22 protein-coding genes are annotated in these 26,945 nt (G+C 39.4%); 9 read left to right on the top strand and 13 right to left on the bottom strand.

The features are described from left to right. Positions 1 to 189: 189 nt before the first annotated feature. The 9 genes from ACED20_RS20390 to ACED20_RS20350 form a co-directional block, all read right to left on the bottom strand. Positions 190 to 1,488, bottom strand: a complete 1,299-nt coding sequence (locus tag ACED20_RS20390; protein ID WP_378106569.1) for an HlyD family secretion protein — start codon at positions 1,486 to 1,488, stop codon at positions 190 to 192. Positions 1,489 to 1,555: 67 nt separating this feature from the next. Further along, positions 1,556 to 1,729 carry a hypothetical protein gene (locus ACED20_RS20385; protein ID WP_294198439.1) on the bottom strand — a complete coding sequence of 58 codons (174 nt, stop codon included), beginning with the start codon at positions 1,727 to 1,729 and terminating at the stop codon, positions 1,556 to 1,558. Between the two features lie 115 nt (positions 1,730 to 1,844). Further along, positions 1,845 to 4,037 (bottom strand): peptidase domain-containing ABC transporter, encoded by a 2,193-nt coding sequence (locus ACED20_RS20380; RefSeq protein ID WP_294198437.1) that lies wholly within the window; start codon positions 4,035 to 4,037, stop codon positions 1,845 to 1,847. Positions 4,038 to 4,326: 289 nt separating this feature from the next. Next, positions 4,327 to 4,506: a hypothetical protein gene (locus tag ACED20_RS20375; protein WP_294198436.1), complete on the bottom strand. Its 180-nt coding sequence runs from the start codon at positions 4,504 to 4,506 to the stop codon at positions 4,327 to 4,329. A gap of 14 nt (positions 4,507 to 4,520) precedes the next feature. Continuing rightward, on the bottom strand, positions 4,521 to 4,649 hold the full coding sequence (locus tag ACED20_RS20370; protein WP_294315244.1) for a hypothetical protein: 129 nt from the start codon (positions 4,647 to 4,649) through the stop codon (positions 4,521 to 4,523). A 73-nt stretch (positions 4,650 to 4,722) separates the two neighbouring features. Continuing rightward, on the bottom strand, positions 4,723 to 4,920 hold the full coding sequence (locus ACED20_RS20365) for a hypothetical protein (RefSeq protein WP_294198432.1): 198 nt from the start codon (positions 4,918 to 4,920) through the stop codon (positions 4,723 to 4,725). A gap of 100 nt (positions 4,921 to 5,020) precedes the next feature. Next, positions 5,021 to 6,526 carry a thioredoxin domain-containing protein gene (locus tag ACED20_RS20360; protein WP_378106565.1) on the bottom strand — a complete coding sequence of 502 codons (1,506 nt, stop codon included), beginning with the start codon at positions 6,524 to 6,526 and terminating at the stop codon, positions 5,021 to 5,023. Positions 6,527 to 6,658: 132 nt separating this feature from the next. After that, the gene (locus tag ACED20_RS20355; protein ID WP_294231752.1) at positions 6,659 to 7,756 is read right to left on the bottom strand and encodes a TlpA disulfide reductase family protein; all 1,098 of its coding nucleotides are present in this window, start codon (positions 7,754 to 7,756) and stop codon (positions 6,659 to 6,661) included. A gap of 64 nt (positions 7,757 to 7,820) precedes the next feature. Further along, positions 7,821 to 8,060, bottom strand: a complete 240-nt coding sequence (locus ACED20_RS20350; RefSeq protein ID WP_378106563.1) for a hypothetical protein — start codon at positions 8,058 to 8,060, stop codon at positions 7,821 to 7,823. Between the two features lie 158 nt (positions 8,061 to 8,218). Between ACED20_RS20350 and ACED20_RS20345 the strand changes: the two genes are divergently transcribed. Beyond that, positions 8,219 to 8,665, top strand: a complete 447-nt coding sequence (locus ACED20_RS20345) for a helix-turn-helix transcriptional regulator (RefSeq protein WP_294237978.1) — start codon at positions 8,219 to 8,221, stop codon at positions 8,663 to 8,665. Positions 8,666 to 9,085: 420 nt separating this feature from the next. Here ACED20_RS20345 and ACED20_RS20340 read toward each other — a convergent pair whose 3' ends face one another. From ACED20_RS20340 to ACED20_RS20325, 4 genes are all read right to left on the bottom strand, one after another. Further along, positions 9,086 to 10,045: a DUF3810 domain-containing protein gene (locus ACED20_RS20340; protein ID WP_378106561.1), complete on the bottom strand. Its 960-nt coding sequence runs from the start codon at positions 10,043 to 10,045 to the stop codon at positions 9,086 to 9,088. 91 nt (positions 10,046 to 10,136) lie between these two features. Beyond that, entirely contained in the window at positions 10,137 to 11,582 is a 1,446-nt protein-coding gene (locus tag ACED20_RS20335) for a sugar MFS transporter (RefSeq protein ID WP_345767186.1), read from the bottom strand. A 41-nt stretch (positions 11,583 to 11,623) separates the two neighbouring features. After that, positions 11,624 to 12,349, bottom strand: coding sequence for a 1-acyl-sn-glycerol-3-phosphate acyltransferase (locus tag ACED20_RS20330; RefSeq protein WP_294199188.1), 726 nt, complete (start codon positions 12,347 to 12,349; stop codon positions 11,624 to 11,626). A gap of 3 nt (positions 12,350 to 12,352) precedes the next feature. Next, positions 12,353 to 12,811 (bottom strand): GtrA family protein, encoded by a 459-nt coding sequence (locus tag ACED20_RS20325; protein ID WP_378106558.1) that lies wholly within the window; start codon positions 12,809 to 12,811, stop codon positions 12,353 to 12,355. A gap of 231 nt (positions 12,812 to 13,042) precedes the next feature. Here ACED20_RS20325 and ACED20_RS20320 point away from each other — a divergent pair, with 231 nt between their 5' ends. The 8 genes from ACED20_RS20320 to ACED20_RS20285 all read left to right on the top strand — a co-directional run bounded on the left by ACED20_RS20320 (position 13,043) and on the right by ACED20_RS20285 (position 26,684). Beyond that, a complete protein-coding gene (locus tag ACED20_RS20320) occupies positions 13,043 to 13,306 on the top strand; it encodes a hypothetical protein (RefSeq protein WP_294237967.1) in 264 nt (87 codons plus the stop codon). A 171-nt stretch (positions 13,307 to 13,477) separates the two neighbouring features. Then, entirely contained in the window at positions 13,478 to 14,527 is a 1,050-nt protein-coding gene (locus tag ACED20_RS20315) for a serine hydrolase (RefSeq protein ID WP_345767187.1), read from the top strand. A gap of 157 nt (positions 14,528 to 14,684) precedes the next feature. Beyond that, entirely contained in the window at positions 14,685 to 15,536 is an 852-nt protein-coding gene (locus ACED20_RS20310; RefSeq protein ID WP_294237962.1) for a BadF/BadG/BcrA/BcrD ATPase family protein, read from the top strand. A 21-nt stretch (positions 15,537 to 15,557) separates the two neighbouring features. Beyond that, positions 15,558 to 17,852: an NADP-dependent malic enzyme gene (locus tag ACED20_RS20305; protein WP_294224901.1), complete on the top strand. Its 2,295-nt coding sequence runs from the start codon at positions 15,558 to 15,560 to the stop codon at positions 17,850 to 17,852. 290 nt (positions 17,853 to 18,142) lie between these two features. Next, entirely contained in the window at positions 18,143 to 18,727 is a 585-nt protein-coding gene (gene ruvA / locus ACED20_RS20300; protein WP_294197533.1) for a Holliday junction branch migration protein RuvA, read from the top strand. 6 nt (positions 18,728 to 18,733) lie between these two features. Then, positions 18,734 to 25,843, top strand: a complete 7,110-nt coding sequence (gene sprA, locus ACED20_RS20295; RefSeq protein ID WP_378106555.1) for a cell surface protein SprA — start codon at positions 18,734 to 18,736, stop codon at positions 25,841 to 25,843. A gap of 111 nt (positions 25,844 to 25,954) precedes the next feature. Continuing rightward, positions 25,955 to 26,332, top strand: coding sequence for a glycine cleavage system protein GcvH (gene gcvH / locus ACED20_RS20290; protein ID WP_294201510.1), 378 nt, complete (start codon positions 25,955 to 25,957; stop codon positions 26,330 to 26,332). After that, entirely contained in the window at positions 26,277 to 26,684 is a 408-nt protein-coding gene (locus ACED20_RS20285; RefSeq protein ID WP_378106554.1) for a VanZ family protein, read from the top strand. The genes gcvH and ACED20_RS20285 overlap by 56 nt, the downstream gene beginning before the upstream one ends. Positions 26,685 to 26,945 lie beyond the last annotated feature (261 nt).

Here is a 26,945-nt window from a genome sequence, read left to right as displayed (position 1 = left end):
GGATAGCGGGATAAAGCTCCTGAATATTACTTCTGAAATTTATGTGGATATCTGCGACATATTAATTTGTGTAAAACCTTGATGGGCTGATCAGATACTTCTATCAAAGTCAAACTCCCATACATAATGTATTTTTTAGACAAAAATAAACCTGAAAGAATATCTTCCAGGTTTTATAAAGAGTGGATATTAACTTTGATATCCCAACAATTTTCGCATTTGGTAAAAGAATCTTTCAATTAACCGTAGATCTTCTGTTACAATTTCGGCACTTCCTTTGAGTTCTTTGTCAAAGATTAATGTTTTATTATAACTGGTTTTTAATCCTTTTGGGAGAAGAACATCAACATAATAGTTTCCGTCTTTATCAGGAGAAAGGGAGATATTCTGAACTTTTCCTTCTACAATACCGTATTCCTGATAACGATAATTATCCAATTTAATGAGTACTTTTTCACCTGAAACAATTTTACCGGAATTAGTGGCCGGAACAGCCATTCTTCCTACCAATTGCTCCTTATTTTCAGGAAGAATAGACAAAATAATTTCTCCTGCCTTAATAAATTGGTTTTCCCCAAAAAACTGCTGGAAACTGGCAATTCCATTCGTGTTTGAAATTATCAGATAATTTTGTTCCCATTGTTTCAGAGACTTTCTCAATTGCTCAAACAGCTGCAGGGTTTGGGAGGAATAGGTAATTTTATCTTTTTCGGTATTGATCGCCGTTCCGCTTTTTGTTTTATTGATATTGGAAATTCCTTCTTCCATTTGTGAAAGAGAGATATTGATATTCTCCAGATTCTGCTGGGACTGTAAGAATTTTATTTTTTCATTTTCAAGTTCCATCGAAGAAATCACTCCTTGATTAAACAATTCCTGTGAACGCTGATAACTTTTTCTTGTAAGTTCATATTTCGCCTGTTCCAGTTTTTTTTGCTGTTTGGTTGTAGCGATTCGTAACCGGTATTCAGAGAGACTTTGATTTGCCGCTAAATTTTCCGGAGCATAAGGCTGCAGCCTAGTAAATAACGTTTCATCTTGAAATGCTTTAGCAAAGCTGTTGTAATCACTCTGCAGTTCACCAAGTTTAAAATGTGAAACTTCCTTTAAGGGAAATGACAGCAACTGATCCGGAGCTAATGAATCCACGATCTTTTTAAGCTTTAACACATCTTCATAGTTTGCTGTCGATTGCAGGACCATCAATACCTGATCTTTTCTGACCTGCTGATGCTCTTTGATAAATATTTTTTCAATTTTGGCATTCGTTCTGGTTTCCAATTTTTCCGGCGGATTCTGAGAAGTTACAACAATCGGTGCAGGAATAAATTCAGGATACCGGATAACATAGCTCATTATTAAAATAAGCACCAGAATTAAAAATATAATGGTATTTCCCCAGCGGATCATCCAATGGGGCGGTTGGGTTAGAATATCCTGAACGCTTTCGGAGCGGAGTTCAATATTGTCTAAAACGTCTTTTTCCATATTTTAAATATAAGCAATCTTTAAAGAATTGAAGATTGCTGTTTCATACATTAGATCAAATCAAAATCTATTCATCATTAAAGGCCATCATTGCAGACTTTTGGGGAATACATATTCTTGTGAACACATGCACTTCTTTTTTCGCACCAGTAAAGATTGCTGCATCCGCAATCAAAAGGTTCTCCGGGAAGCGGTGGTTCTGTTGGAAAGTAAGCTCCGCAAGTACCGATACCTCCTCCATTCAATGACTTTAGATTCTCTCTTGATAATTTTTTTAAATTTTTCATAATAATTAATTTGTTGATTGATTCCTACTCTCTCTTAGCTTTTCGCATTTCGCCTGTTCTTACATGTATTTAATTTCCAAGTTCCAGCTGATTCTTTACCAGTCGGTAATATTCACCTTTCAGGGCGACAAGCTCACTATGGCTTCCTTCTTCCACCAATCTTCCTTTGTCTAAAACAATGATTTTGTCTGCATGCTTTACCGTAGAAAGTCTGTGTGCAATTACAATAGCTGTTTTTCCTTTGAAGAACTGTTCCAGATTTTCCATAATTACTTTCTCATTGTTGGCATCCAGTGCTGATGTAGCCTCATCAAATAGAATATATTCAGGAGATTTGTAAACTGCCCGGGCAATAAATAACCGCTGCTTCTGGCCGCCACTTACCCCAACGCCTTCATTCCCGATTTTGGTATTATAGCTTAATGGTAGTTCTTCGATGAAATCTTTAATGTTTGCGATTTCTACAGCTCTTCTTAATTTATTTTTATCGACGTAGTCTTCACCCACAGCAATATTGTTGGCTATGGTATCATTAAATACATATCCTTCCTGCATCACGACACCACAATGATCTCTCCAGAATCGCGGGGAAATATTTTTAAGCTTGGTATTTCCAATACGGATTTCTCCTTCAGAAGGTTCATAAAATTTCATCAGTAATTTTAATAAAGTCGTTTTACCGCTTCCACTGGCACCAACGATTGCAGTCGTTTTTTGATAAGGAATGGTTAAACTTAAATTTTCAAAAACAGGAACATCCGAACCGGTATATCTGAAGGAAAGATTTTCGATTTCAATGTCCTTTCCGGGCAGTTCGTGGCTATATTGTTCGTCTTTATTTTCTTCATCTTCTTTATCATGAATTTCCCCCAATCTTTCCAAAGAAATTTTGGCATCCTGGGTCTGCTTAATGAAATCAATCAGCTGAAGCAAAGGGCTGTTCAATTGCCCGATAATATATTGAACGGAAAGCATCATCCCTAAGGTCAGATTTCCTTCTAACACTAGCTTGGCAGATAAAAAGCTTACCAGAATATCCTTCATCTGATTGATGAAGTTTCCGCCTACCGATTGCCATTGTTCAAGGGAAAGAGATTTTATTCTTATTTTAAAAAGTTTAACCTGTAAAAACTCCCAGTCCCATCTTTTTTGCTTTTCAGCATTGTGCATTTTGATTTCCTGCATCCCGTTGATAAGTTCAATGACCTTACTCTGTTCCTGGGAAACCTGGGAAAATCTTTTGTAATCCAGTTCTTTTCTTCGGCCTAAAAAAAAGCTGATCCATCCGATATAAGCAGCCGCTCCGATAAGATAAACAATGAACAGCCTGTAATCGTAGAATAAAAGCACGATACTGAAAATAATCAGATTGACCAGTGAAAACAGGGTGTTCAGTGAGGAACTCGTTAAAAGCTGCTCGATTCTGTGATGGTCGTTGATCCGCTGCATGATATCTCCTGTCATTCTCGTATCAAAGAAACTGATCGGAAGCTTCATTAATTTGATGAAAAAATCTGATATGATGGAAATATTAATTCTTGCAGAAAGGTGAAGCAAGATCCAGCTGCGAATAATTTCGATTCCCATTCTACCCATAAAAAGCATAATTTGTGCTAAAAGAACGAGATAAATAAAATTAAGATCCTGGTTCTGGATTCCAACGTCGACAATGCTTTGGGTAAGAAAGGGAAAAATGAGGGAAAGTAAACTTCCCGCCAGAAGTCCAACCGCAAGTTGTATGACAAGTGATTTATATTTTAATAGATATTTGGAAAGAAACGAAAAGCTGGCTTTGCTTTCCTGATCATCGAATTCGGTCTGGAAAAAGGCTGGGGTGGTTTCTAAAATCAAAACAATCCCCTCTTCTGTTTTTTCATTGGCATTCTCGCCGATCCAGAGTTTTATAAACTCTTCTCTATTGTAGGTTATCAAGCCATACCCCGGATCAGAAACATAGACTTTATTGTTTTTATCGATTTTATAAACAACGACAAAGTGGTTTTTGTTCCAGTGAACAATGCAGGGAAAGGGAACTTCTTCTGCAAGAGATTCAAAGTTGATCTGAACGCCTAAAGAACGGAATCCCAAATCCTCTGCAGCATCACTTAATCCGAGCAGGCTGCTGCCTTCCCGGGTAGTTTCTGAAAGGTTACGAATTTGTTGTAGGGAAATGCTTTTTCCGTAATGTTTGCTTACGATACGGAGGCATGTAGGACCACAGTCTTTAGAATCCGGCTGGCGGTAGAAAGGAAAGGATTTCAATGATTATTTTTTTATTTATAAATAAGTTGCCGCCGGTTTGACGGCAACTATTTTTATTTCAAATCTTTTAGCTTAAAAGTAGCAGTATTTGTTGCAGACTCTTTCGCAACCAGATAGGGTTACATCAGAATTGGATGAATTCGGATCAGCCTGACATGCTGAAAGTGTAGTATAACAAGCAATGGCTGCTTCTTGCCTTTGTATACACTCAATGGAAATTCCTCCTTTTACAGATTTTAAATTTCCTCGTGATAACTTTTTTAGGTTTTTCATAATACTTTTCATTTTGTTAAAAATCATTTTTTGGCGGAAAACATAGATACGTTTCTGGGCTAGCACCTGAAATCAGTCTGCAACCACCCGGTGCACAACACCATCCTGGTCCACAATCTCCATCTTCTGGGCAAACTCTGAAGCCTCCTTTAATAGATTTTAAATTCTCTCTGGAAATTTTTTTTAAATTTTTCATAGTTTTAAATTGTTTTAATTTGATCTGTTTTTAGGATTAAAATGGACATTGATCAATACTTCTGCATAATCCGTCGAATCTTCCTCCGTTTCTACAGCATATTGAAGTTCCAGGGCAATAATCATCACCTGTTCTGCAGGCAATCCCTCCTGTTACCATTTTTAATTGGTTTCTGTCAAGTTTTTTTAAATTTTTCATATTAATAGGTTTTTTTGGTTAGCCATAGATCGGGTCCCAGCAGTCTGATGGTTTGCATTGAGTTCCGCTCATGCACATGACATTACATCCTACCAGACACATCATTTCATTACGGTTTGGGCAGTACCATCCTCCCATACCGTCACTTACGGGTGGGCCATATCCACCCTGAATCATTCTCAGATCCTCTCTCCGGATTTTCTTTAAGTTTTTCATTGTAATTAATTTTTAATTTTCCTACTCTGTTAAGCTTTTCGGATTCCGCTTTAAATTTGTCCTAATATAGTGAATATTATAGATCAAAAATTATTTAGTGCTAAATTTCTTCATCCTCCGTTAATTCGTCGATAAAATAGTAAATGTCTTCACGGTCATATTTATCAGGAAATTGGTAACCGTTGATTAAAATAATCGGCGTAAAATTTAGTCCGGCATTTCTGTTTTCAGCAGACATCTCGACAAGAGCGGTAAGATCCTCATTACTGGAAGGCATTCTGCTCTTTTGTCTTATTTTATTTTCATCCTTGTTTTCAAACCAATATTCTATAAGATGCAGGAATTCCTGTATCGGTTTATTTTTATAGGTATACATGAAATCAGACATGAGATTGGTAAACTTTTCATTTTGCGGATCAGGAGTGTAATTAAACCTCATCTGCACAGAGATGTCATCAGGATACTTGCTTAAAAGGTTTTCTATGATTTTATGCGCATCTTTACAGAAGCCGCAGTAAGGATTGGAAACAATGGACAGGTGGAGTTTAGCATCTTTATTACCGACAAAGAATGTTTCATTATTGCTGAAAGTCACTTTTTCTGTTTCCAGCAACTCTCTTTTGAACAGATCATAATTTCTTTTAAATCTCAAATTTTTAGCATTTGATTTCTGTAAAGTTTCTTTATCCAGAAGTGTATTGTTGAGATAAAGAACCACTGAAAGTATACTGATCCATAAGATTAGGCCTAATAAAATGGTTTTTATATCAAATGCCGTATTTTCAAATAAAAAGGCTCCTACAAATAATTGGGCAATCAGTATGGAAATTATCAGCAGGCATACACGGCAAAATGTTTTTTCTACAAAGCCCTGTACATACAATGAATAACCTATAGCAATAAGTGAAGCGAAGGTGAATCCTTTAATAACAAATGATGTGGCGGGTAAGAATAGGCCAAGTACAGTTAACCCGATAAAATAAATCAATGAAAAATCTGAAAACTTTAGACCTAAAATACTTGTTTTATCCTGGTTGATGATTTTATTACACGAATTTACATTCTGATTTCCCGCTGTATCTCCGCAGATACTTCCGATTACAGTAGAAGTATTCCCGAACTTCTGATTAAAAATTTCCAGGGAAATATATACGCCTGCCAGTGAAAGGACATTAAATACCGCCTCATACCAGGCCTGGCTTACAAGAGAATAGATTAAAATAACAGCAAAAACAGCATAAATCAGAGGTTTATAACTTGTTACTGTTTTATTCTCTACTTTATCTCTTTCAAAAAGCAGAACAAAATCTGTGGACTTTTTGTGAAGCTCATCTTTATTTAAAATCTTTGTTTTATCTGAATATATCGAATACTGATTGCCGTTTTTCTTCACTAACGAGAAAGAATTATCCACAATAGCGATAAATTCTTCCGGAAGTTCATCCCAATATTCCTTATCCAGTTCATACGCATCATTTCTCACTCCCATAAAATTAAGGGTATCGCTGAAGGCTAATGCAGAAGGGTAGTTGGGATGAGAATTGAATTGGAAAAGAAATTCCTGTTTGTCAAGTTTTAAATAGTTGATGAGTTTATCCAATAGCATATTAATATTTTTCCTCTAAAATAAGCAGATGTTTGAACAAAACAAATACTTTTTTCATTTTAACGTGATTTATGATGATGATATTGCCTCTGGAGTGTTTCAGTGTAGTTTTTAAATACAGAATTACATAATTTAATTATTCCTCATCAAATCCAACAGATCTTTTTCTGAAGAAAGCCCGACACTGGATCTTATAATTTCAAAATTATTGTCTATAAGTACGGTATAGGGAATTGCTCCATTAAGTCTGAAACGCATTTGGACTTTTTCATAATCAGGATTCTTTTCGTTAATAATGAGTTGTTTCCAGTCCATTTTTTCATCATTCATTGCCTTTTGCCATGCGTTTTTATTTTCGTCAATTGAAATTGAAATAAATTCCAGTTCGGGATCTCTATTATCATATACTTTTTTTAGAAGAGGAATTTCCTGTCTGCATGGACCACACCAGCTTGCCCAGAATACAACCAGATGTTTTTTATATTTGGGATTGAGAACAGTCGATTTTTTGCCGTTAGCGTCTTCAAGTACAGGCAGCGTCGAATTCTTTTCACTAAATCTTTTCTTATTATAGGAAGAGAGTTTTTTAAAAGACTCGCTTTCCGTAATATCTCCTTTAAAAAGCTTTAAAAATTCTTCAATCTGCTGTGGAGAGAAGCTGTTTTTATTTTCATCGATATTATACAGTAGATGATAAGAATATGGATATTCTTTAATTTTCTGATCTACTATGAGAATACTTTTTGTATTAATATTATCAAATAAATCACAATTTATATTATATAAAGCTTTTGTCTGTATCCCTGCAGAAATCCTTGGACTTGTGACGATTTTATATTTCGATCCTAAAATTAAGTTCTTTGGCTTAAACTCTGTTAGATTACCATTAATTAAAATCAAAGAATCAGAAAAAAAATATTGTGACTGACAACCTGATCCTCTATATTTTGCATTTGTAGGAAATGAAAATGATCTTTTAGTCCCATCATGATCTACGTGCTCGACTCCTAAATATTGTGGCTCAGCAGTTTTCCGGATATATACTATTTTAAATTTTCCGTTTTTGGTTTCTACGCTATCAATGCGATCATTATATTTGTCCTTGTATAAATACAATTTGCCATCTGGTAAATTAGGAATATTTCCGGATAGTATTGTTTTATATTTATTATTGCTACAAGATAGAATAAAGAAAGCAGTAATTAAGGATAATAATAATTTATAATTCATAATGTTTATCTAAAAGAAGTTTGCCATAATATGGCAAACTTCATATAAAAGGTGAAAATTTAACTTAGCATCTTGATTGTTCACCATTAGATGTAACATTGACATGTCCTAAGCCTGTATCACAATAACTGCTTTTAACAGGTACGGATGTATCACCCACCTGGTGCCATTCCACAGTCGTACCGCATTCTCCATCTCTTCTGACCCATTCCCCATCATTTCCTTGTATAAAGTGAGCACACGCTCTTCTTCCTCCAAACACCTCTTTCAAGTCTTGTCTCGAAAGTTTTTTCAAATTTTTCATTTGTTCATTTTTTAATTGATAATACGTTTTGCCATACAATCCCTGGCATGGGCTTTACTGATCAGTTTACAATTTATACCTGCGCAAATATAAATTGGAGATTAAAGCGCTTTATCAATATTGAGATTTCAAAACTATGAAAAATTATCTCACATAGAATGGATAAAATTTGCGAATTTTTTGCAATTTTCTTGCAAAATTTGCATTCGGTTTTATACATTTGCTTAAAAGCACAAAAAATGATACGCAAAAAATTAAAAAGCCTCAGAAAGGAAAAAGGGATGAGCCAGAAAGAAATGGCAGAAATATTATCAACCGATATTTCAAGTTATTCCCGTAAAGAAAACGGAAAATCGAAAATTCACGATGAAGAATGGATAAAGCTGGCCAACGTGTTGAATGTTTCTGTTGATGATATTAAAGAAAGAGAGAATATTAAAGTTGTTTATAATGAAACACTGACATCTGATGACAATTCCGGAAACTACAGTCAACATTTTAATCTTCCCAATTCAATACTGGAAAATTTACATGATTACATTGCCATTTTAAAACATGAAAATGAATCTTTAAAAAAGGAATTGGAAATATTTAAAAACAAATAAACAGCGTTTGGATACAGACGCTGTTTATTATAAAAATATCTTTTGAGCTAAATGTTAGAATCAGGTCTGAAATATTAAATAATAGGTTTTTATCATTTTAATGGGAAATACTAAGGATTTATTTATATTAAACGATTGTTTGATTTAATGGTGTTTTTTTAATCATATTTATGCTCAATCATCTTTTTATCAATGATATAGGTTTTTCGCATGAAATGGAATAACTTTATTAACATAATAAAAAGTTTACAAATTCTTAAAGTTTTCATAAAGTTGAAAAAAACAGATTAATTTTTTTTTTTATTCTAAAATATATTGTACTTTTACAAAGCCTTGAATGAGGGAACAAGTCAAGGTAATAAATTTTTTTTCATCATTTGTGTTTTTAGAATCGTATCGCCTGATACGATTCTTTTATTTTTAAGCTGTTTTATAGTTTAATAAAAGGTCTATAAAATATGAATAGGTCACCGATCCTTCCTGCTGATTGCTCTTCAGAAAAAGATTGTTGGTAAATCCGAAAAAATCATCCAGCAAACCCTGGTGTTTTAATACGAAAGCTTTTTCATACGCCCGGTCTCTCTTCATCGGAAGCGAATAATTGCTCAACATTAATTTTACAAATTCCGGATCATTTTCCACAATGAAATTCAGCAGGCTTTTCAAAGTGAAATATTCGGTGCTGTAACGCAGCTCAGGATTTTTAGAATCAATTCCGATCAGGTATCCTATGAAATTAGCTTCCTGCTCCCGTGCAAAACCGAGCTGGTGTGAGCTTTCATGAGCAGAAGTAAAAGGAATATAGGTATTGGGAAGCTGTGAATTATATTGTGCTTCGGCCGTGAAGGGATTATAATATCCCAGAATACCCGTAAAGTTCATCACTTTTTTAAAAAGGCTGGGTTTAAAAGAGTTGATTTCAGGAACTTTTTTACCGGAAATGTTTTTGGGAAGCCTGGTCTGTTGCAATAGAATTTCTCTCTGCAGGGCTTGCAGATCCGTGATGATAAAAATTCCGTTCCTGTCTTCTTTTACCAGCTTTCTTGTCTTTTTACATTTTTCAAGGTATTCCTGAGCAAGTATTTTTGCTTTTTCGATGGTAGGTTCTTCTTGGGTAGCCAGCTTTTTGATTATCGGAACCTGAAAATACAGCATGCCCCAGAATACCTGGTACAGGAAGTAAAAAATATTAATCCCAATTAAAATTGAAAGAAGGGAAGAATGCCTTTTGTTCTTTTTAAACAAGATCATAGAATAGTAAAGCAGAAAAATTCCTGTCAGAAGATAGAGAAGATCTCCGATGGAGAAGGGGGTCCAGGCAAAAACCGACTGATGGATTTTCTTCTGAAATTCAAAAAAACGCTCAAAAAAAGAAATCACCACGGTAGATTTTGAAAAAGCGTAAAACAAAAGAAATTGGGCAAGTAATATACCCGCCCAATATCTTTTCTTATGTATTATTTTTGTTTTATTAGTGACCACTGCCTTTTGTGATTTTGTCTAGATCAATTCCCTGAGCTCTCAGGATTCCGCTTACTCTGATGGCGTAGAAAGCAAGATAAGCAAAACAGATGACTCCTACAATATAACTGAAGTGAATGTTGGTAAGGTCGGCAATATATCCCTGAATCAGGCTCACAATCCCACCTCCCATAATCATCATGATCAGTAAGCCGGACCCTTGGTTGGTATGTTTCCCAAGTCCGTTGATCGCCAGGGCAAAAATACATGGCCAAAGAGTAGAGCAGAATAAACCTACACTTGTGAAAGCATATACGGAAACCATCCCGTCTGTAAACATTCCTATTAATAAAGAAGCAATACCTGCTACCGAGAAAATCAGAAGCATCCTTGCCGGATTTCCTTTGCTTAAAATATCACAGATAATCATGGCGATAATAATCAGTCCGTAAACATAGAAATGCGAAAGGTCATGCTTCGCAATCGCGTTCACCAGTAAGAAGACACCGAAAGCCAGGTAAGGTGCCAGGAATCTCAATACCTTTTTGAATCCTGCGCTGATATCGAAAGCTTCAACGGCGCCTGTCCAACGGCCTATCATTAGAGAAGCCCAGTATAAAGAAATGTAAGGAGCAACATCTTTGGTTTCAAAACCTAAGTTTTTTTCCATATAAGCGGGAAGGTTGCTGGCCGTAGAAACTTCCACCCCTACATAAACAAAAATCGCAATCATTCCCATCACGAGCTGCGGATAGGCCAAAGCGGATTTGCGGTGTTCCCCTTTTACAGCGTCATCCGTATTTTCAGTATTGGTTGGGGTTACAGCCGGAAGCGAAGAGAATTTCAGCATAATGGCCACCAACACAAACGCTACGCCCAAAATAAGGTAAGGAACTTTCACACTTTCAACACTTACATCATTCGTTGCGGCGGCTGCCGATCCGAAAATCGCAAAAGAAACGATTAGCGGACCGATCGTCGTTCCTAAGTTATTGATTCCCCCTGCCATTGTCAATCGTTGGGATCCTGTTTCGGAGGGTCCTACTTCAATCGCAAGTGGATTGGCCACGATCTGCTGGAGCGAAAACCCGAGTCCTACAATGAAAAGTCCTGAAATCATCAACACAAAAGAATGGAGGTTGGCCGCCGGATAGAATAGTAATGTTCCCGCTGCAGAAATCAAAAGGCCTACGATAAGCCCGTTCTTGTATCCTATTTTATTAACGAGATCCTGCTTTAATCCGGCAGAAATGAGCATATAAATTAAAGAACCCACCGTGTATGCTACATAGAAGCATATCTGCACAAGCATACTTTCGGTTTGGGATAAATTAAAAGCTTTCTGGAAAACGGGAATCAGGATATCGTTACTTGCGGCAATAAATCCCCAGAAGAAAAACACAGTCACCAACGGAACAAATTGCCCCCAATTGGTTTGTTTAGAATAATTTGACATATTTGTTGAAAATTTCTGAAAACAAATATATATTATTTCTATTAATTATAGTGTTGAAGCAATGTTTTTTTTATTGTCTCAAATGAAGACAATTTGAGGTCTTTTGGTGATCCTGAAGGAGGAAGAATCCCATTGAAATAAACTCTGGCTTTACCGGGGTATCCTTTACCTTTATCAAAAGGGAACATTTCCTTTAATCCGATAAACGTAAAGATGACAATCGGGGAATTGTGTTTTGAGGAAAGGGTAAAAGCACCATCTTTAAATTCATCCAGAATAATGGAAATATCATCCGGCACACCGCCCTCAGGGAAAATAACGATGCTGTTTCCTTCCTCCATCTTTTCGGCACACCTTCTGTAGACATCGGCGCGGCTCCGGGCGCTCTTTCGATCAACCATCACACATATCCTTTTATAGATAGTCCCGAAAATCGGAATTTTTACCAGCTCCATTTTTCCGACAAAACAGATAGGATGATCGCACAGAATGCACATCAGCATAATATCCATGATCGAAGTGTGGTTGGAAATAAAAACGTACTGTTGATTTTTATCTAATTTCTGTTGGGAAAGTTTTATAAGCTCGTAGCGCAATCCCATTCCGTAAAACATACAGTAACTCCAGCAGCGTATAAATATATAGGCGTATCTATAATGTTTTTTATTAAATGACAAAATGTAAACGGGAATCCCGAATAGAATCGTACAGACAAATGCCAGAATCATCATCCATCCTCTCCAGAGGTAATTTAAAATCTTTGTCACTGCTTATCCGTTAAAGATTACTTTTTTCTTGACCGAATAATTCAGGATCGACACCAAAAGAATTGCTGCGATCTTGCTGATCATCTCCGGGCTCAGCGTATAAATAATAAGGTTTATGTTATCCTTAAATATAAAACTGTAAAAAATCTGGAAAATAGTGAGGCTTAATAAAGTGGAAATAAAAGATACCAGCATAAAATAGGCAAATTCTTTTCTCTTCGAGTGCTTTCCTCTTTCAAATACAAACCAGATGCTCAGAAAATAATTGCTGATGATTCCGCAGCTTGTCGAGAAAATATTACTCAACGGATAGTGGATCCCGTGGAAGTTGATTTCCCGCGGAAAAAAGTGGGGCAGCGAAGTACTGAAAAACTTGAAGCTCCCGATTTCCACAACGGCGCTGAGCCCTCCCGCAATGATGAAGAACAAAACCTGTTTCTGACGTAGTATTAAATCTCTCATCCGATTTTTATGATATGCAAATGTATAACTATATGTTAAACACTTAAAAAAAGATGTTAAATATTTTTTTTGATTCAAAATTATTTCTAAATTTAGTTTTCGAAATAATGCTAGTCAAACCTGATAATAAATTCATTTTCAACTGTTTATGTTGATGGTTTTTCCTATCTTGTAATGTGATTGTAATCATACCACCTAAAAACTTTAACGCCCCCATTTAATAATATTTGTATGAAACGTCAAAACAAATACAGAAAATTCCAGCTTCAGCAACAGAATATCGAAGCTTTGGAAAGAGAAAATACACGCTTTAAACGGGTCTATTCCGAATACGAAAACATGTCCAACGAGCTCTGGAATCTCGAAAACTCCACCGGTGAGCCCGTACCCGACGATTTTATCAACGCCATGATCCTCCAGACCTCTTACCTGGAAGAAGAGATCGAAGACTGGCTGGTTCAGTTTAACGATACCAAATCAGAGATAAAGCAATAATAAATTTCTGAATGAATGATTAAAATAGAACCAAGATCAAGTTTTGGTTCTATTTTATTTGAAGATATAAGCTTTAAATAAAATTATGAAATACTTTTAGATCATATAAATGTATTTAAATCATCCTGTAACAATCCCCAAAATATCCCTACTTATCCCGGTAAACTTCTCATGAACAAAAACCTGTTATTGCTCCTTTTCTCTTTTTTTGCCATCTTCTGTTCGGGGCAGAGGAACCGGAGTGCCATCGACAAAATTGTGGAGGAAGAACTGAAAGCGTTTCCTGAAGTCGGTTTGGTGATCGGAATTTCCAAAGGTTCAAAAACGGAATACTATGCGTATGGGACACGCAGCAAAGAATCAAAAGCAAAAATGGACAGCCTGACAGTGTTTGAAATCGGCTCCGCAACCAAAACGTTTACTTCTTTATTATTGGCTCAGGAAATAGCAAAAGGGAATATGGGAGCTTTCGACTTTATCGATTCCTATCTGCCTTCCACAATTATGCTGAACTGTGAGGTAAGAAAGAAAGTCTTGCTCACCGATCTGGCCACGCATCAATCCGGGTTGCCCAACCTGAGCGGCGATACCTATTTTTCAGACCTTATCCAACAAGATCCGTCCAATCCGTTCAGGTTTGTGGATGAAAACTATCTTTTTAAGGTATTGAAAGAAACCGATTCTTTATCCGGTTACCGTCAGTATCAGTATAACAACTATGCGTTCTCGCTTTTAGGGAATATCCTGGAAAGAAAATTAAAAATACCTTATGAAAGCCTGATTGAAAAACAGATCCTGAAACCGCTGAAAATGAATTCCACTTCATTTAATACTTTGAAAACTCAGAACCGGGCTGGGCTGTACAACCAACAGGGCGTTCCCCAGCAGCCGATGGTACTGAACAAAGTGAATCCTGCCGGTGGCCTGACCTCAAATGCCGTAGATCTGATGAGGTATATAAAAGCTTACCTTTTTAATAAAGACTTTGCCGCTGCAAGAACGGTGACGGAAAAGACCTATTACGAAGACAGCAAACGGAAGCTCGGCCTGGGTTGGGAAATGGGTAGTGATTTCCTGGAGAAAGACGGAGATACCTTCGGAAATTCTTCATTGATCAGATACTCCGTAAAGAATCAGATCGGGATGGTAGTCCTGTCCAACCATCAGAATGGCAGGCTGGTAAAAAACCTCATGAACAGAATATACCAGCAGTTTAAATAAGCTTTGAAAAACAATAGAAACTCAGCGCGATACATAATATTTAGCCTTTATAAAAACAGATCACGGACTTTAATAAACAGTACATATGTCATGTTCATAATCCGTCATCGTATAAGATAAATTCATAATTTAGCATCTTTAAACTAAAATGTAAAATATGGTTGCTATTGTGGATAGTGGTTCTACGAAATCGGATTGGGTCATTCTGGATGATTTTAAAAAAGTCTTCCTGAAAACGGAAACCATTGGTTTCAACCCGAATTTTATCAGCAGAGAACTCATTGTTCCGGAAATCCAGAGCAATACCAGTCTTGCAACCGTTAAAAACTCCATTAAGAAAATCTATTTCTATGGCTCCGGGTGTGGCGTCCAGCAAAACTGCGACACCATTATCGAAGAGCTGGGCCGTGTATTTACCCAGGCGGAAATCATTGTAAAGGAAGACCTTACCGCAGCAGCGTATGCTGCTTACAGAGGAAGACCGGCCATTGTCTGCATTTTGGGTACCGGTTCCAACTCATGTTATTTCGACGGGGAAAATATTAGGATCCAGCTGCCTTCATTGGGATTTCTTGTCGGGGACGAAGGAAGCGGAAGTGCCATCGGGAAACAGCTGGTGCGCAGATTCTTTATGCAGAAGCTTCCCGAAGAGCTTTCAGCCGAGTTTGAAAAAACGTATAACCTGACGGTAGAGGAGACTTTGAAAAACATGTACCATACCACCCGCCCGAATGCTTTTTTGGCCGATTTCAACAAATTCGTGGTGGAAAGGAAAGACCATCCGTATTTTCAGAAAATGGTTTTTGAAGAGATGCTCAACTTCTTCGATTACCAGGTCCTTCCTTACAAAGAATCGAATGATGCTGAGGTTAATTTTATAGGCTCCATCGCCTATTATTACGAAGACATTGTACGTTCTGCAGCGGCAGAGCTTAACCTTGAAGTAGGGCAGATCGTTCAGAAGCCTATCGAGAGCCTGGTCGATTACCATATTCAGTATATATTATAATTAAACAACAAAATTCATTATATGTCAAACAAAACCCACCGCGACGAAAAAAACTTTAATCAGGCCGCGCTAGATTACCACAAAGCCGAGCCTAAAGGTAAGATCGAAGTGATCCCTTCAAAACCGCACTCATCTCAGAGAGATTTGTCACTGGCTTATTCTCCGGGGGTTGCAGTTCCTTGTATGGAAATTCACGAGAAGCCTGAAACCGTGTACGACTACACCGGAAAAGGCAATCTGGTAGCTGTTATTTCCAATGGGACGGCAGTTCTTGGGTTGGGCGATATCGGGGCGGAAGCTTCCAAGCCCGTGATGGAAGGGAAAGGTCTTTTGTTCAAAATTTTTGCCGATATCAACGTTTTTGATATCGAAATCAACGAAAAAGATCCTGATAAATTTATCGATATTGTAAAAGGAATTGCCCCAACTTTTGGAGGAATTAATCTGGAAGATATTAAGGCGCCTGAAGCTTTCTACATCGAACAAAGGCTGAAGGAAGAGCTGGATATCCCTTTGATGCACGACGATCAGCACGGAACGGCCATCATTTCAGCGGCAGCCTTGATCAATTCCCTGAAAATTGCTGATAAGAAGATCGAAGAGGTAAAAATGGTGGTTAACGGAGCGGGAGCTGCGGCGATTGCCTGTACCAATCTTTATATTTCTCTAGGACTAAAAAGAGAAAACGTCCTGATGTGCGACAGCAAAGGCGTGATCAACCATAAAAGGGAAAACCTTACCCCTGAAAAACTGGATTTCATCGTAGAAACCGATATCGATACCCTGGAAGATGCGGTAAAAGGTTCCGATGTTTTCGTAGGGCTGTCTAAAGGAAACGTGATGACACCGGAAATGCTATTAAGCATGAAAGAAAACCCGATTGTTTTCGCACTGGCGAATCCGGATCCGGAAATTGCCTATAATGTAGCCCTGGAAACCCGTAAAGATGTCATCATGGCCACAGGAAGAAGCGACTATCCGAACCAGGTGAACAACGTTCTTGGTTTCCCGTATATTTTCCGTGGAGCACTGGATGTTCAGGCAAGAGGAATTAACGAAGCCATGAAGCTGGCCGCCGTTCATGCCATTGCCGATCTGGCGAAAGAACCGGTTCCCGAAGCTGTAATTTTAGCGTATAATGTTCAGAACCTACAGTTCGGAAGGGAATATTTTATTCCGAAACCTTTTGACAACAGGCTGATCACCAAAGTTTCGAGTGCCGTAGCCAAAGCAGCAATCGAAAGCGGAATTGCCAGAAAAACCATTACCGATTTCGAAGAATACGAAAACAGCCTGCTCGACAGAATGGGAAGGGATGAAAAGCTGGTAAGGATGATGCAGAACCGCGCCAAAGCCAATCCGAAAAGAATTACTTTAGGAAATGCCGAAGAATACAACGTGCTGAAAGCCGCCCAGATTTTATATGAAGAAGGAATCGCTTACCCAAGCCTGTTAGGAAATAAAAAATACGTCAGAGAACAGATGGAACGTTTCGGAATCAATATTGATGTTCCGATTATAGATCCGAGTGACGACGACCAGAAAGAAAACCGTAAAAAGTACAGAGAGACCCTTTGGAAACTTCGCCAGCGAAAAGGGATGAATGAATATAAGGCTAAAAGATTCGTTCGCCAGAGGGATTACTTCGGGCCTTTGATGCTGAAACACGGCGATACGGACGGGCTGATCATCGGGTTTTCCAAAAACTATGTTTCTACACTAAGACCGGTTTTGGAAATTATTGAAAAAGACAAAGGTGTGGATAAAATAGCGGCCATGATGATGATCCTCTCTGAAAAGAAGCCGATCTTCTTCGCCGATACGTCCATCAACCAGAATCCTACTTCCGAAGACCTGGTAAACATTGCTAAAATGGCGGAATTTACCGTAAAATCTTTTGCGATCGAACCGAGAATTGCGATGCTTGGATTTGAAAACTTCGCGGCTATTTCTGAGACTTCAAAAAAAGTGGCAAAAGCCGTAAGCATCCTGCATGAGAAATATCCGAAAATGATCGTGGACGGGGAAATCCAGCCGGATTTCGCCATGAATGCAGACCATCTGAGCGATTATCCCTTCTCAAAACTGGGGACCACGCCTGCAAATACCTTCATCTTCCCGAACCTTGAAAGTGCCAACCTTTCCTACAAGATCATCCGCGGCATGAAGACCGCACAGGTCATCGGCCCGATCCTGATGGGATTAAAGCAGCCGGTACACGTTTTACAGATGCGTTCCAGTGTAGACGAAATCGTCAACCTGGCGACGATAGCCGTTCTGGATGCACAGAGAAGGGAAAAGAAAGATAAGAAATAATTTTTTTATTTTAATTTGATAATACGACAAAAGACTCCATAGCGGAGTCTTTTGTATTTTAACTTAGGCTGTACTTTTACCAAATACGAGCTACATAAAAAGTTCCTAATCATTAACTCTTAAATGCTATATAATGTTATTCATATCTTGAGAACCAATTTCGAAGTTTTTCCTTTTTATGCCGCATCATTAAATTTCTATTTAAAAATTCAGTTAAAAATCATTCACCCATGAAATGAAAACAATAGTTAGTTTAATTTGCTATATTTGGGGTGCTATAAAAATTAATAATGATATTTTCACTACAAGGCATTGTTCAGGAACTTACGCCTGCTTACGCAGTGATCAACGTTCAGGGTGTTGGTTACTATGTAGGGATCAGCCTGATGACCTCACAGACCCTTACTGTAAACAAAGAAACCGTACTTTATATTCAGCAGATTATCCGGGAAGATGCACATCTTTTGTTCGGGTTTAAAACCCGTTCGGAAAAAGAAATGTTCAATCTGTTAATAAGTGTTAACGGAGTAGGTGCTGTTTCGGCCCTTATTTTACTTTCCACATTAAGCCTGGAGGAGATCGCATCGGCTATCCTTTCAAAGAACAGTGCGCTTATTCAGAAAGCCAAAGGAATCGGGGCAAAAACCGCCGAAAGAATCATTGTGGATCTTAAGGATAAAGTGCAGAAATTCAGCAATCCGGAAGAAAACATTTCTACCATCGCAAATAATAAAGTGAAGGAAGAATCGTTATCTGCATTAGAAGTTTTGGGCATTCCGAAACGGATGAGTGAGAAGCTGGCAGACAGAATCATTAAACAAGATTCTGACATTTCGGTCGAAGCGTTGGTAAAACAAATCTTAAAAAACATTTAACATTTGGTGGCAAATTATAAATACCTCAACATATTCCTGTTCCTTTCGTTCTTGCTGGTCTCGGTGAGTTCTTTTGCGCAGAGGCGTCCCGCAGCACAGGTACAGGACACGGCAATCATTAAAAAAGATTACGAACTGGCGGATCCTACGCAGTATGAAGCCTATTACGATATAAAAACCGGGATGTATTTTGTGTATCCCAAAGTAGGAAATACAATAACCGGACCACCCACAGCCATGTCTCCCGAAGATTATAAGGAGTTCATGATGGCGGCGCAGACCAAAGCCTATTACAAAGAAAAATCCGACCGGTACAGCTTAATGTTCCGGAAAGATAAAAGTGATGCGGCAAGAAAAGGCTTGATTCCTTCCCTGCGGATCAACAACCGCCTCTTTGAAACCATTTTCGGCAGCAACAAGATCGAAATTATCCCGTCAGGATATGCATCATTTGACTTTGCAGGATTATACCAGAAAATCGACAACCCGCTGATCCTGCCTCAGAACAGGACCAGTTTTACCTTTGATATTGATCAGAGAATTCAGCTGGGGTTACTGGGGAAAGTGGGGGAAAACCTTCAGTTGAAAGCCAATTACGATACCCAGAGCGGTTTCGCCTTTGAAAACAGGATGAATCTCGTCTGGCAGGCCAAAGGAAGCTGGAAAGACCTTCAGCAGAAAGGACTGAATGATGTGGATAAGCCGAATGCCGGAGGAGAGGATAAAATCATTAAAAGAGTAGAATTCGGTAACGTAAATATGCCGCTGTCAACCAGTCTGATTCGGGGATCCCAGTCTTTATTCGGGGTGAAAACCGAATTCCAGTTGGGAAAAACCTACGGGACCGTTGTCCTTTCGCAACAGCAGGGGGAAGCCAGAAACATCACCGTACAGGGTGGCGGGGTGATGAATACCTTTAAGCTGAATGCCATTGATTACGAAGACAACCAGCACTATTTCTTAGGCCACTATTTCCTGAACAGCTATGACAATGCTTTGTTAAATTATCCCCAGATCAATTCGAAGATCAGCATCACCAGAATGGAGGTGTGGGTACTGGACCAGGGAAACAGCAATTTGCAGTACCAGAAAAGTATTGTCGGAATAAGGGATTTGGGGGACGCCCCCGGATCGCTGCCTAATAACGACCAGCCGGGATTCGGTTTATATTCCGCAGTGAATGCTTTACCCGGATTACGGGATGCCAGTACCACTTATAATGCGATTAAGGGAGCAACCCTTCCGGTAGCGTTCGGCGGAACAGGCGGAACCGATACATACCAGGATGGGGAACAGTTTATCTTTAATAAAAAAGCAAGAAGATTAAATACCAATGAATATATCCTGCAGCCGCAATTGGGGTACATTTCCTTGAATCAGAAACTAAATGACAACCAGCTTTTGGCGGTGTCGTTCTCTTATACCGTAAACGGCAGCAACCAGGTGTACAAAGTAGGGGAATTCTCTGAAGAAAGCACAGTGCTGGTCGCTAAATTATTAAAGCCGAACACTACGGTGAAGACCTCTTCTCCGATGTGGGACCTGATGATGAAGAACATCTATTCGCTGGATGCGGGACAGGTCAACCGTGACGGATTTATCCTGAATGTTTTATACAGGGATCCGCAGTCCGGAGGTAAGGTAAATTATCTTCCGGTGGCCAATAACCCGCAGGTAAATAATGTTCCTCTGATCAAGTTGCTCAACTGGGACCGACTAAATGCCAATGGCGATTTACAGCAGAACGGAGGAACCACCGGAGACGGGATTTTCGATTTTGTCAACGGAATCACCATCCGTCCGGAAACCGGAAGGGTGATCTTTACCAAGGTACAGCCGTTCGGAAGTTATATCCAGAATGTTTTGGGAACCAATGATCCGCAGTATGTATTCTCGGATCTTTACGCCCAGCAGAAGCAGGTGGCTACTTCAAGCAATCTGGCCCAGCGGTACACCATTGAAGGCCGTTATAAAGGAACGCAGGGGCAGGGGATTTCTTTAGGCGCCGTAAACGTTCCGCAGGGATCCGTAAAAGTTTCAGCTAACGGGGTTCAGCTGACCGAAGGGATCGACTATACGGTAGACTATATGCTGGGAACCGTGACGATCATCAACGAACAGGTGAAACAGTCCGGTCAGGCCATCAATATTTCCCTGGAAAACCAGTTGACATTTAACACCCAACGTAAGAGGTTTTTAGGATTAAACTTAGAAAGAAGATTCAACGAGAACTTTATTTTGGGCGGAACGGTAGTCAACTATTCCGAATCGCCGCTTACCCAGAAGGTAAATTACGGTCAGGAAGCCGTAAACAATACCATGGCGGGAATCAACCTGATGTACAACAATCAGCTGCCGTTCCTGACGAGGTTAACTGATAAAATTCCGTTGGTCAATACAGAAGCGCCTTCGAACTTAAACTTCAAGATGGAAACAGCTTACCTGCTTCCGGGATTAAACAAAGGGATCAACGACCAATCCTATATCGATGATTTTGAACAGACCACTTCTAAAATTACCCTGAAAGAACCGACGGCATGGAGCTTAGCTTCAAAGCCGGAGAAGAACCAGGGAGATCCTCTGTTTTTTGGAGCCGGTAAAAATAACGATAGAACAGAAGGATATGGAAGAGGTTTGTTGTCATGGTACAACATCGATCCTCGATTCTGGGGTGTAGGCGGAAAGGCACCGAACGGGATTACACCGCAGTCGGTTTCCAACCACGCGTCCAGAAGGGTACAGTTTTCCGAGATCTTTAATAATAGGGATTTCGTAGCGGGTGAACAGACCTTTACCAATACATTCGATATCTCTTACTATCCGGCGGAAAAAGGACCGTACAACTCAAACCCGGCATCAGAAGCGACAGCGCAACGATGGGCAGGGATCATGAGACCGATTACCGTCTCCAACTTCGTCAATTCCAATATCGAATACGTAGAATTCTGGATGATGGATCCATATGCCGATGGAAACACATTAGGAACCGCACCGAAAATGTTGTTACAGTTGGGTAATGTTTCCGAGGATGTACTGAAAGACGGACAGATGCAGTACGAAAACGGATTGCCGACGCCTTCCGCACCTTCTGTAACCACGACTTCCAACTGGGGAACACAGCCAAAACAACCGCCGATTTTATACGCGTTCTCAAGCGAAGGAGCCGACAGAACGGCGCAGGATTTAGGGTATGACGGTTTAAGCTCAGACCAGGAATCTGCATTATTCGGAAATACATTCGTAAACCCGGTAACCAATATCAATGACCCGGCGGTAGATGATTTCGTATTCTATATGTCCGATAAATTTACCGGTAACCAGGCTTCGTCTCTTGTTCAGCGATACAAATATTTCAGAGGACCGGAAGGAAACTCCCAGAGCAATTCACTGGAAGTAGCTTCCCAAACTCCGGATGCGGAAGACATCAATAAAGATTATAACCTGGATCAGACTGAAAGCTATAACCAGTACGAAGTGAATTTAGACCAGGGAAGCCTTGCTTTAGGACAGAACAATATCGTTGATGTGAAAACCGTTCAGGCTACTTTCCAGAACGGGCAGACTTCGCAGGTAAAATGGTATTTATTCAGGATCCCGGTTTCACAGTATGTAACAACGGCAGGAGATCATGATGCTTCCATTCTGAACAATGTACGTTTTGCCAGATTATTATTAAAAGGTTTCGACCAGACCTCTACGTTAAGATTCGGAACCATGGATCTTGTACGCTCGGACTGGAGAAAATACCCTAAAAATCTTGCGACTACAGGAACAGGTACAATAGATGAAGGATCGATATCAGTTACTAATAATGATTTTGAAGTCGGAAGTGTAAATATTGAAGAGAATGCTTTAAACCAGCCACCTTATGTATTGCCTCCGGGAATTGACCGACAGGTATTAAGCGGAAATGCAGGTGCCCAAAGACAAAATGAAGCTTCATTATATTTAAAAGCTACTTCTCTTCCTCCTTCTGAGGCAAGAGGTGTATTTAAGAATACTTCTTTAGATATGAGAAGATATAAAAAGCTAAAACTTTTTGTACATACTCATACAGATCCAAAAAGTACAGATCCGAATATTGGGCAAATTGATCAGAAAACTAAATTCTTCATCCGTTTCGGTAGTGATGCAACGGACAACTATTATGAATATGAATCTTCATTAAAGATTACTCCGACAAATGCAACTGCTCCGATGGAAATCTGGCCGATGGAAAATGATGTAGATCTGAATATCCAGGACTTCGTGGATGCCAAAATCAGAAGAGATAAAAAATACCCTACCGATATTATAAAAAGGCTAAAAGATGAGGTTTTCGATCCTGGAAATACCTTTAAAAGTCTTTACATCAAGGGACGACCTAGTTTAGGGAATATTACCACAATTGTAATTGGTATTAGAAACGGATTTGATAGAGGTTCTGGAAACGCTACCGCAATTGATAGAGTTTTATGGGTAAACGAAATCCGCCTCTCCGAAATTGAAAACGACGGAGGGTACGCCGGGAACGCCAGCCTGAATTTTAACCTGGGTGATTTTGCTACGGTGAATACCAGTGCGTCTTATACCTCAGTCGGTTTTGGAAACATTGATTCCAAGCCGGCAGAAAGAACCCAATCGACCCAGTCGGCTTTCAGCATCAATACGGCTGTAAATGTGGATAAATTCCTTCCGGCGAAAAGCGGGGTGAAGATTCCGGTAAACTACTCTTATTCCCAGACCATCGAAGATCCGAAGTATAATCCGTTGGATACCGATGTTGAGTTTAAGAAAGCGGCTAACAAGGATCAGCTTAAAAAAGTAGCACGAACCTATACCCAGCAGAGGAGTATCGGGGTGGTGAATATGCACAAAGAAAGAATGAATCCGAACCGAAAGCCGAAGTTCTATGATATCGAAAACGTATCGGTAACGGCGGTTTATAATGACGATTATTTCAGGGATATTTATACCAAGAGAAATTACAGACAGTATCTGAGAGGGTACATCGATTACAACTATACCTTTAAGCCTTGGGTGATCCGTCCGTTCAATAAAATGATCAGCGACACGGCAAAATCAACGAAGTACCTGAGATGGGCAAAAGAGTTTAATTTTAATCCGATTCCGACAAGATTCTCCTTCAGAACCGAAATCGACAGAAATTACAATGAGCTTGAATTCAGAAATATTGATGCGATCTTAAACGGTAATTACGGGGACGACTTTGGTGCGCTCCGAAACCGAAACTTCTATTTCGGCTGGCAGTATGGGTTAGGATTTAATTTTACCAAATCTTTGAAACTCGAAATCAATTCTGCAACCCGAACGCTGAATGATAATGTGGATGTGAATACCATGGACAACACTGCGATCTTTGGAAATGTATTCAGAGCGGGAAGACCGGTATTGTATAACCACAGGGTTCAGTTGAACTACAAACTGCCGTTCCAGTATCTTCCGTATCTGGATTTTATTGATGCGGAATTAGGTTATGGATTTACCTACAACTGGAATGCAAGATCCACCGTGCTTCTGGCAAGTCCGGATGGAAGCTTAGGATCAATCGGTCAGAATACCAATGTCATCCAGGCAACAGCAACAGCGGACTTTACGAAGTTCTTCGGTCAGTTTAAGTACTTTAAAAATATTTCTACAAAACTTCAGAAACGCAAGCAGGAAATAGATTCATTGAACAATGCATACACCCAGCAGTGGGAGAAAAACCGGTATGCTTATAAAAAGTTTAAATTTAAAAACAGACTGACTCCGCTTCAGAGCATGGCGTATTTATTGACATCTATGAAGCAGTTGGATATCAATTATTCCGAAAACAACGGTACCGTGCTTCCGGGATTGTTATCCGCACCGAACTGGTATGGGTACGGACAGACCTTAGGGGGGCCTACCATCGGATTCCTTTTAGGTTCACAGGCCGACATCAGAAGAACGGTCATGGAGAACGGATGGGTAAGCGGTTCCGATTACATGACAGATCCTTATGTCCGCATGTCAACAAGAGAACTCCGGGCCAACCTGCAGATCATGCCGATGAACGACCTAAGGATTGATGTCAGTGCCTTGCATAACTACAATAGGAACTTTACCCACACCGGGTTTAATTACAGGGATCCGGTGACCGGAGTTCCGAATCCGAATTATACATTCGCTAATGACTTTGTGACATATTCCAATTCGGTCGTTTTATTAAAAACAGCCTTCAAAGACGGAGCGGCAATTTACCAGGCGATCAGGCAGAATGCACAATTGTTGTCACAACAGATGCCGGGTGCTCTACAGCCAAACGGATTTAAAGACGGATATGGAATTTCAAACGCTTATATCCTGATTCCTGCATTCAGGGCAGCGGTAGAAGGCAAGACGCCGAAGGCAATGGGAAATCCTAGAAAAGCTGGCCTTCCAATTCCGAACTGGAAAATCACTTATTCAGGATTGAGGAATATCCCGATCATCAACGGGCAGTTCTCGAAGTTTGACCTTTTGCATTCCTATCAGGCGACTTACACAGCAACGGGAATCCAGTCAAGCATTGATTATTTCAACAGCCTGAATGCCTATGATGCTACGAAGAGAGATATTAATGACGATTACATCAATCCGTTCACTTTCGCTCAGGTAGGTTACGTAGAAAACTTCTCACCGCTGATTGGGGTGGACATGACGATGAGGAATAACATCCAGTTCGGAATCCAGTACAACCGATTGCGTACTTTATTATTAGGATTGGTCAATCATACTTTAACCGAAGATTCAAACAGCGAATATGTGGTAAGAGTAGGATATATTATCAGAAACTTCAGATTGGGAATGACGAATGTAGGCGGAAGAGGGAAGGCCAAAGGGAGCGATCTGAATATCAGGGGAGATTTTTCTCTCAGAGACAGCAAGACAAGTATTACCAATATTTTGCTGGACGATTCTCAGGTAACCGGCGGGCAGAGATTACTGAATATTAAAGTTTCAGCAGACTACAACGTCTCTGAAAATCTTAACCTGAGGGTGTTCTACGAGCAAATGACCTCCAAATACAAGATTTCAACAGCATTCCCGCTGTCAACGATCAGAGCAGGTATTTCCGCAACATTTACCTTCGGGAATTCGGGAACTTTCTAATTAGAACGAAAATAAATTTTAAGAGTCCTTCATATTTTGAAGGACTTTTTTTTGTACGATATTTGAAGCTTCTGGAATTTTGAATACATTTGTACAAATAAAAAATTAAAAATGAACACACCATCAGAATTAAAGTACACCAAAGATCACGAATGGATCAGAATCGAAGGTAACGTCGCTACCATCGGTATTACAGACTTCGCGCAGGGCGAGCTTGGCGATATCGTTTATGTAGACGTAGATACCGTGGATGACGAACTTGAAGGCGGTGCCGTTTTCGGAAGTGTAGAAGCTGTAAAAACGGTTTCCGATTTATTCTTGCCGATTGCAGGTAAAGTGATCGAATTCAATTCGGAATTGGAAGATCAGCCGGAGCTGTTGAATTCAGATCCTTATGGAAACGGATGGATCATCAAATTGGAAGTTGCTGAAGGTGCGGATCAGTCAGAATTACTTTCTGCAGAAGAATACCAGGAGATCGTTGGATAACATTTCAAAAATATTCAGTAAGATATTGCCCATTTATTGGGCATTTCTTACTTATATGCTCCTCAAACCGGGGGAAGAAAACTACGAGTACTGGTTCATGTTCAGCGGTATCGATAAGATTTTGCACCTGAGCATATTTGCAGCCCTGGGTTTTTGCTTCATCGCGGCCTTTCCCAAAATCAGATTTTTATACTTTTTTCAGATCATCCTTATTTATGCCTTTCTTACCGAAATCCTACAGGAAGAAATGGGTCTCGGCAGATCCATGGAAACCCTGGATTTAGTCGCAGATGCGGTAGGCTGCCTCGTTGGCTATTATACATATAGGTTTTTCATCAAACGGTTTTTCTAAATCGTTGCGTTATCATTTTATTCTGTTTAGACTTTACTGAATCATTTCTTCTCAAGTAAAAACAGACTTCCTATCTTTCACGTTTAATTAAAATATATTCTTCTGCTTCAACAGAGAGCTATCTCTTTCAACTTTAGTTTTCCACTTCAAACTCTTCCTTTAAACATTTTCCATTTCTAAACCTAACCCCTCCCTCTGTTCTCCACTCATATTCTCACACTCTTCAACTCTCCCATTCTCCAACTCTTTGATTTTTTCAGG

Origin of the sequence: Chryseobacterium sp. sg2396 (assembly GCF_042610505.1) — a bacterium.
Lineage (GTDB): Bacteria > Bacteroidota > Bacteroidia > Flavobacteriales > Weeksellaceae > Chryseobacterium.
The sequence above is the reverse complement of the archived record's forward strand: the minus strand, read 5'-3'. Positions and strand labels throughout refer to the sequence as shown.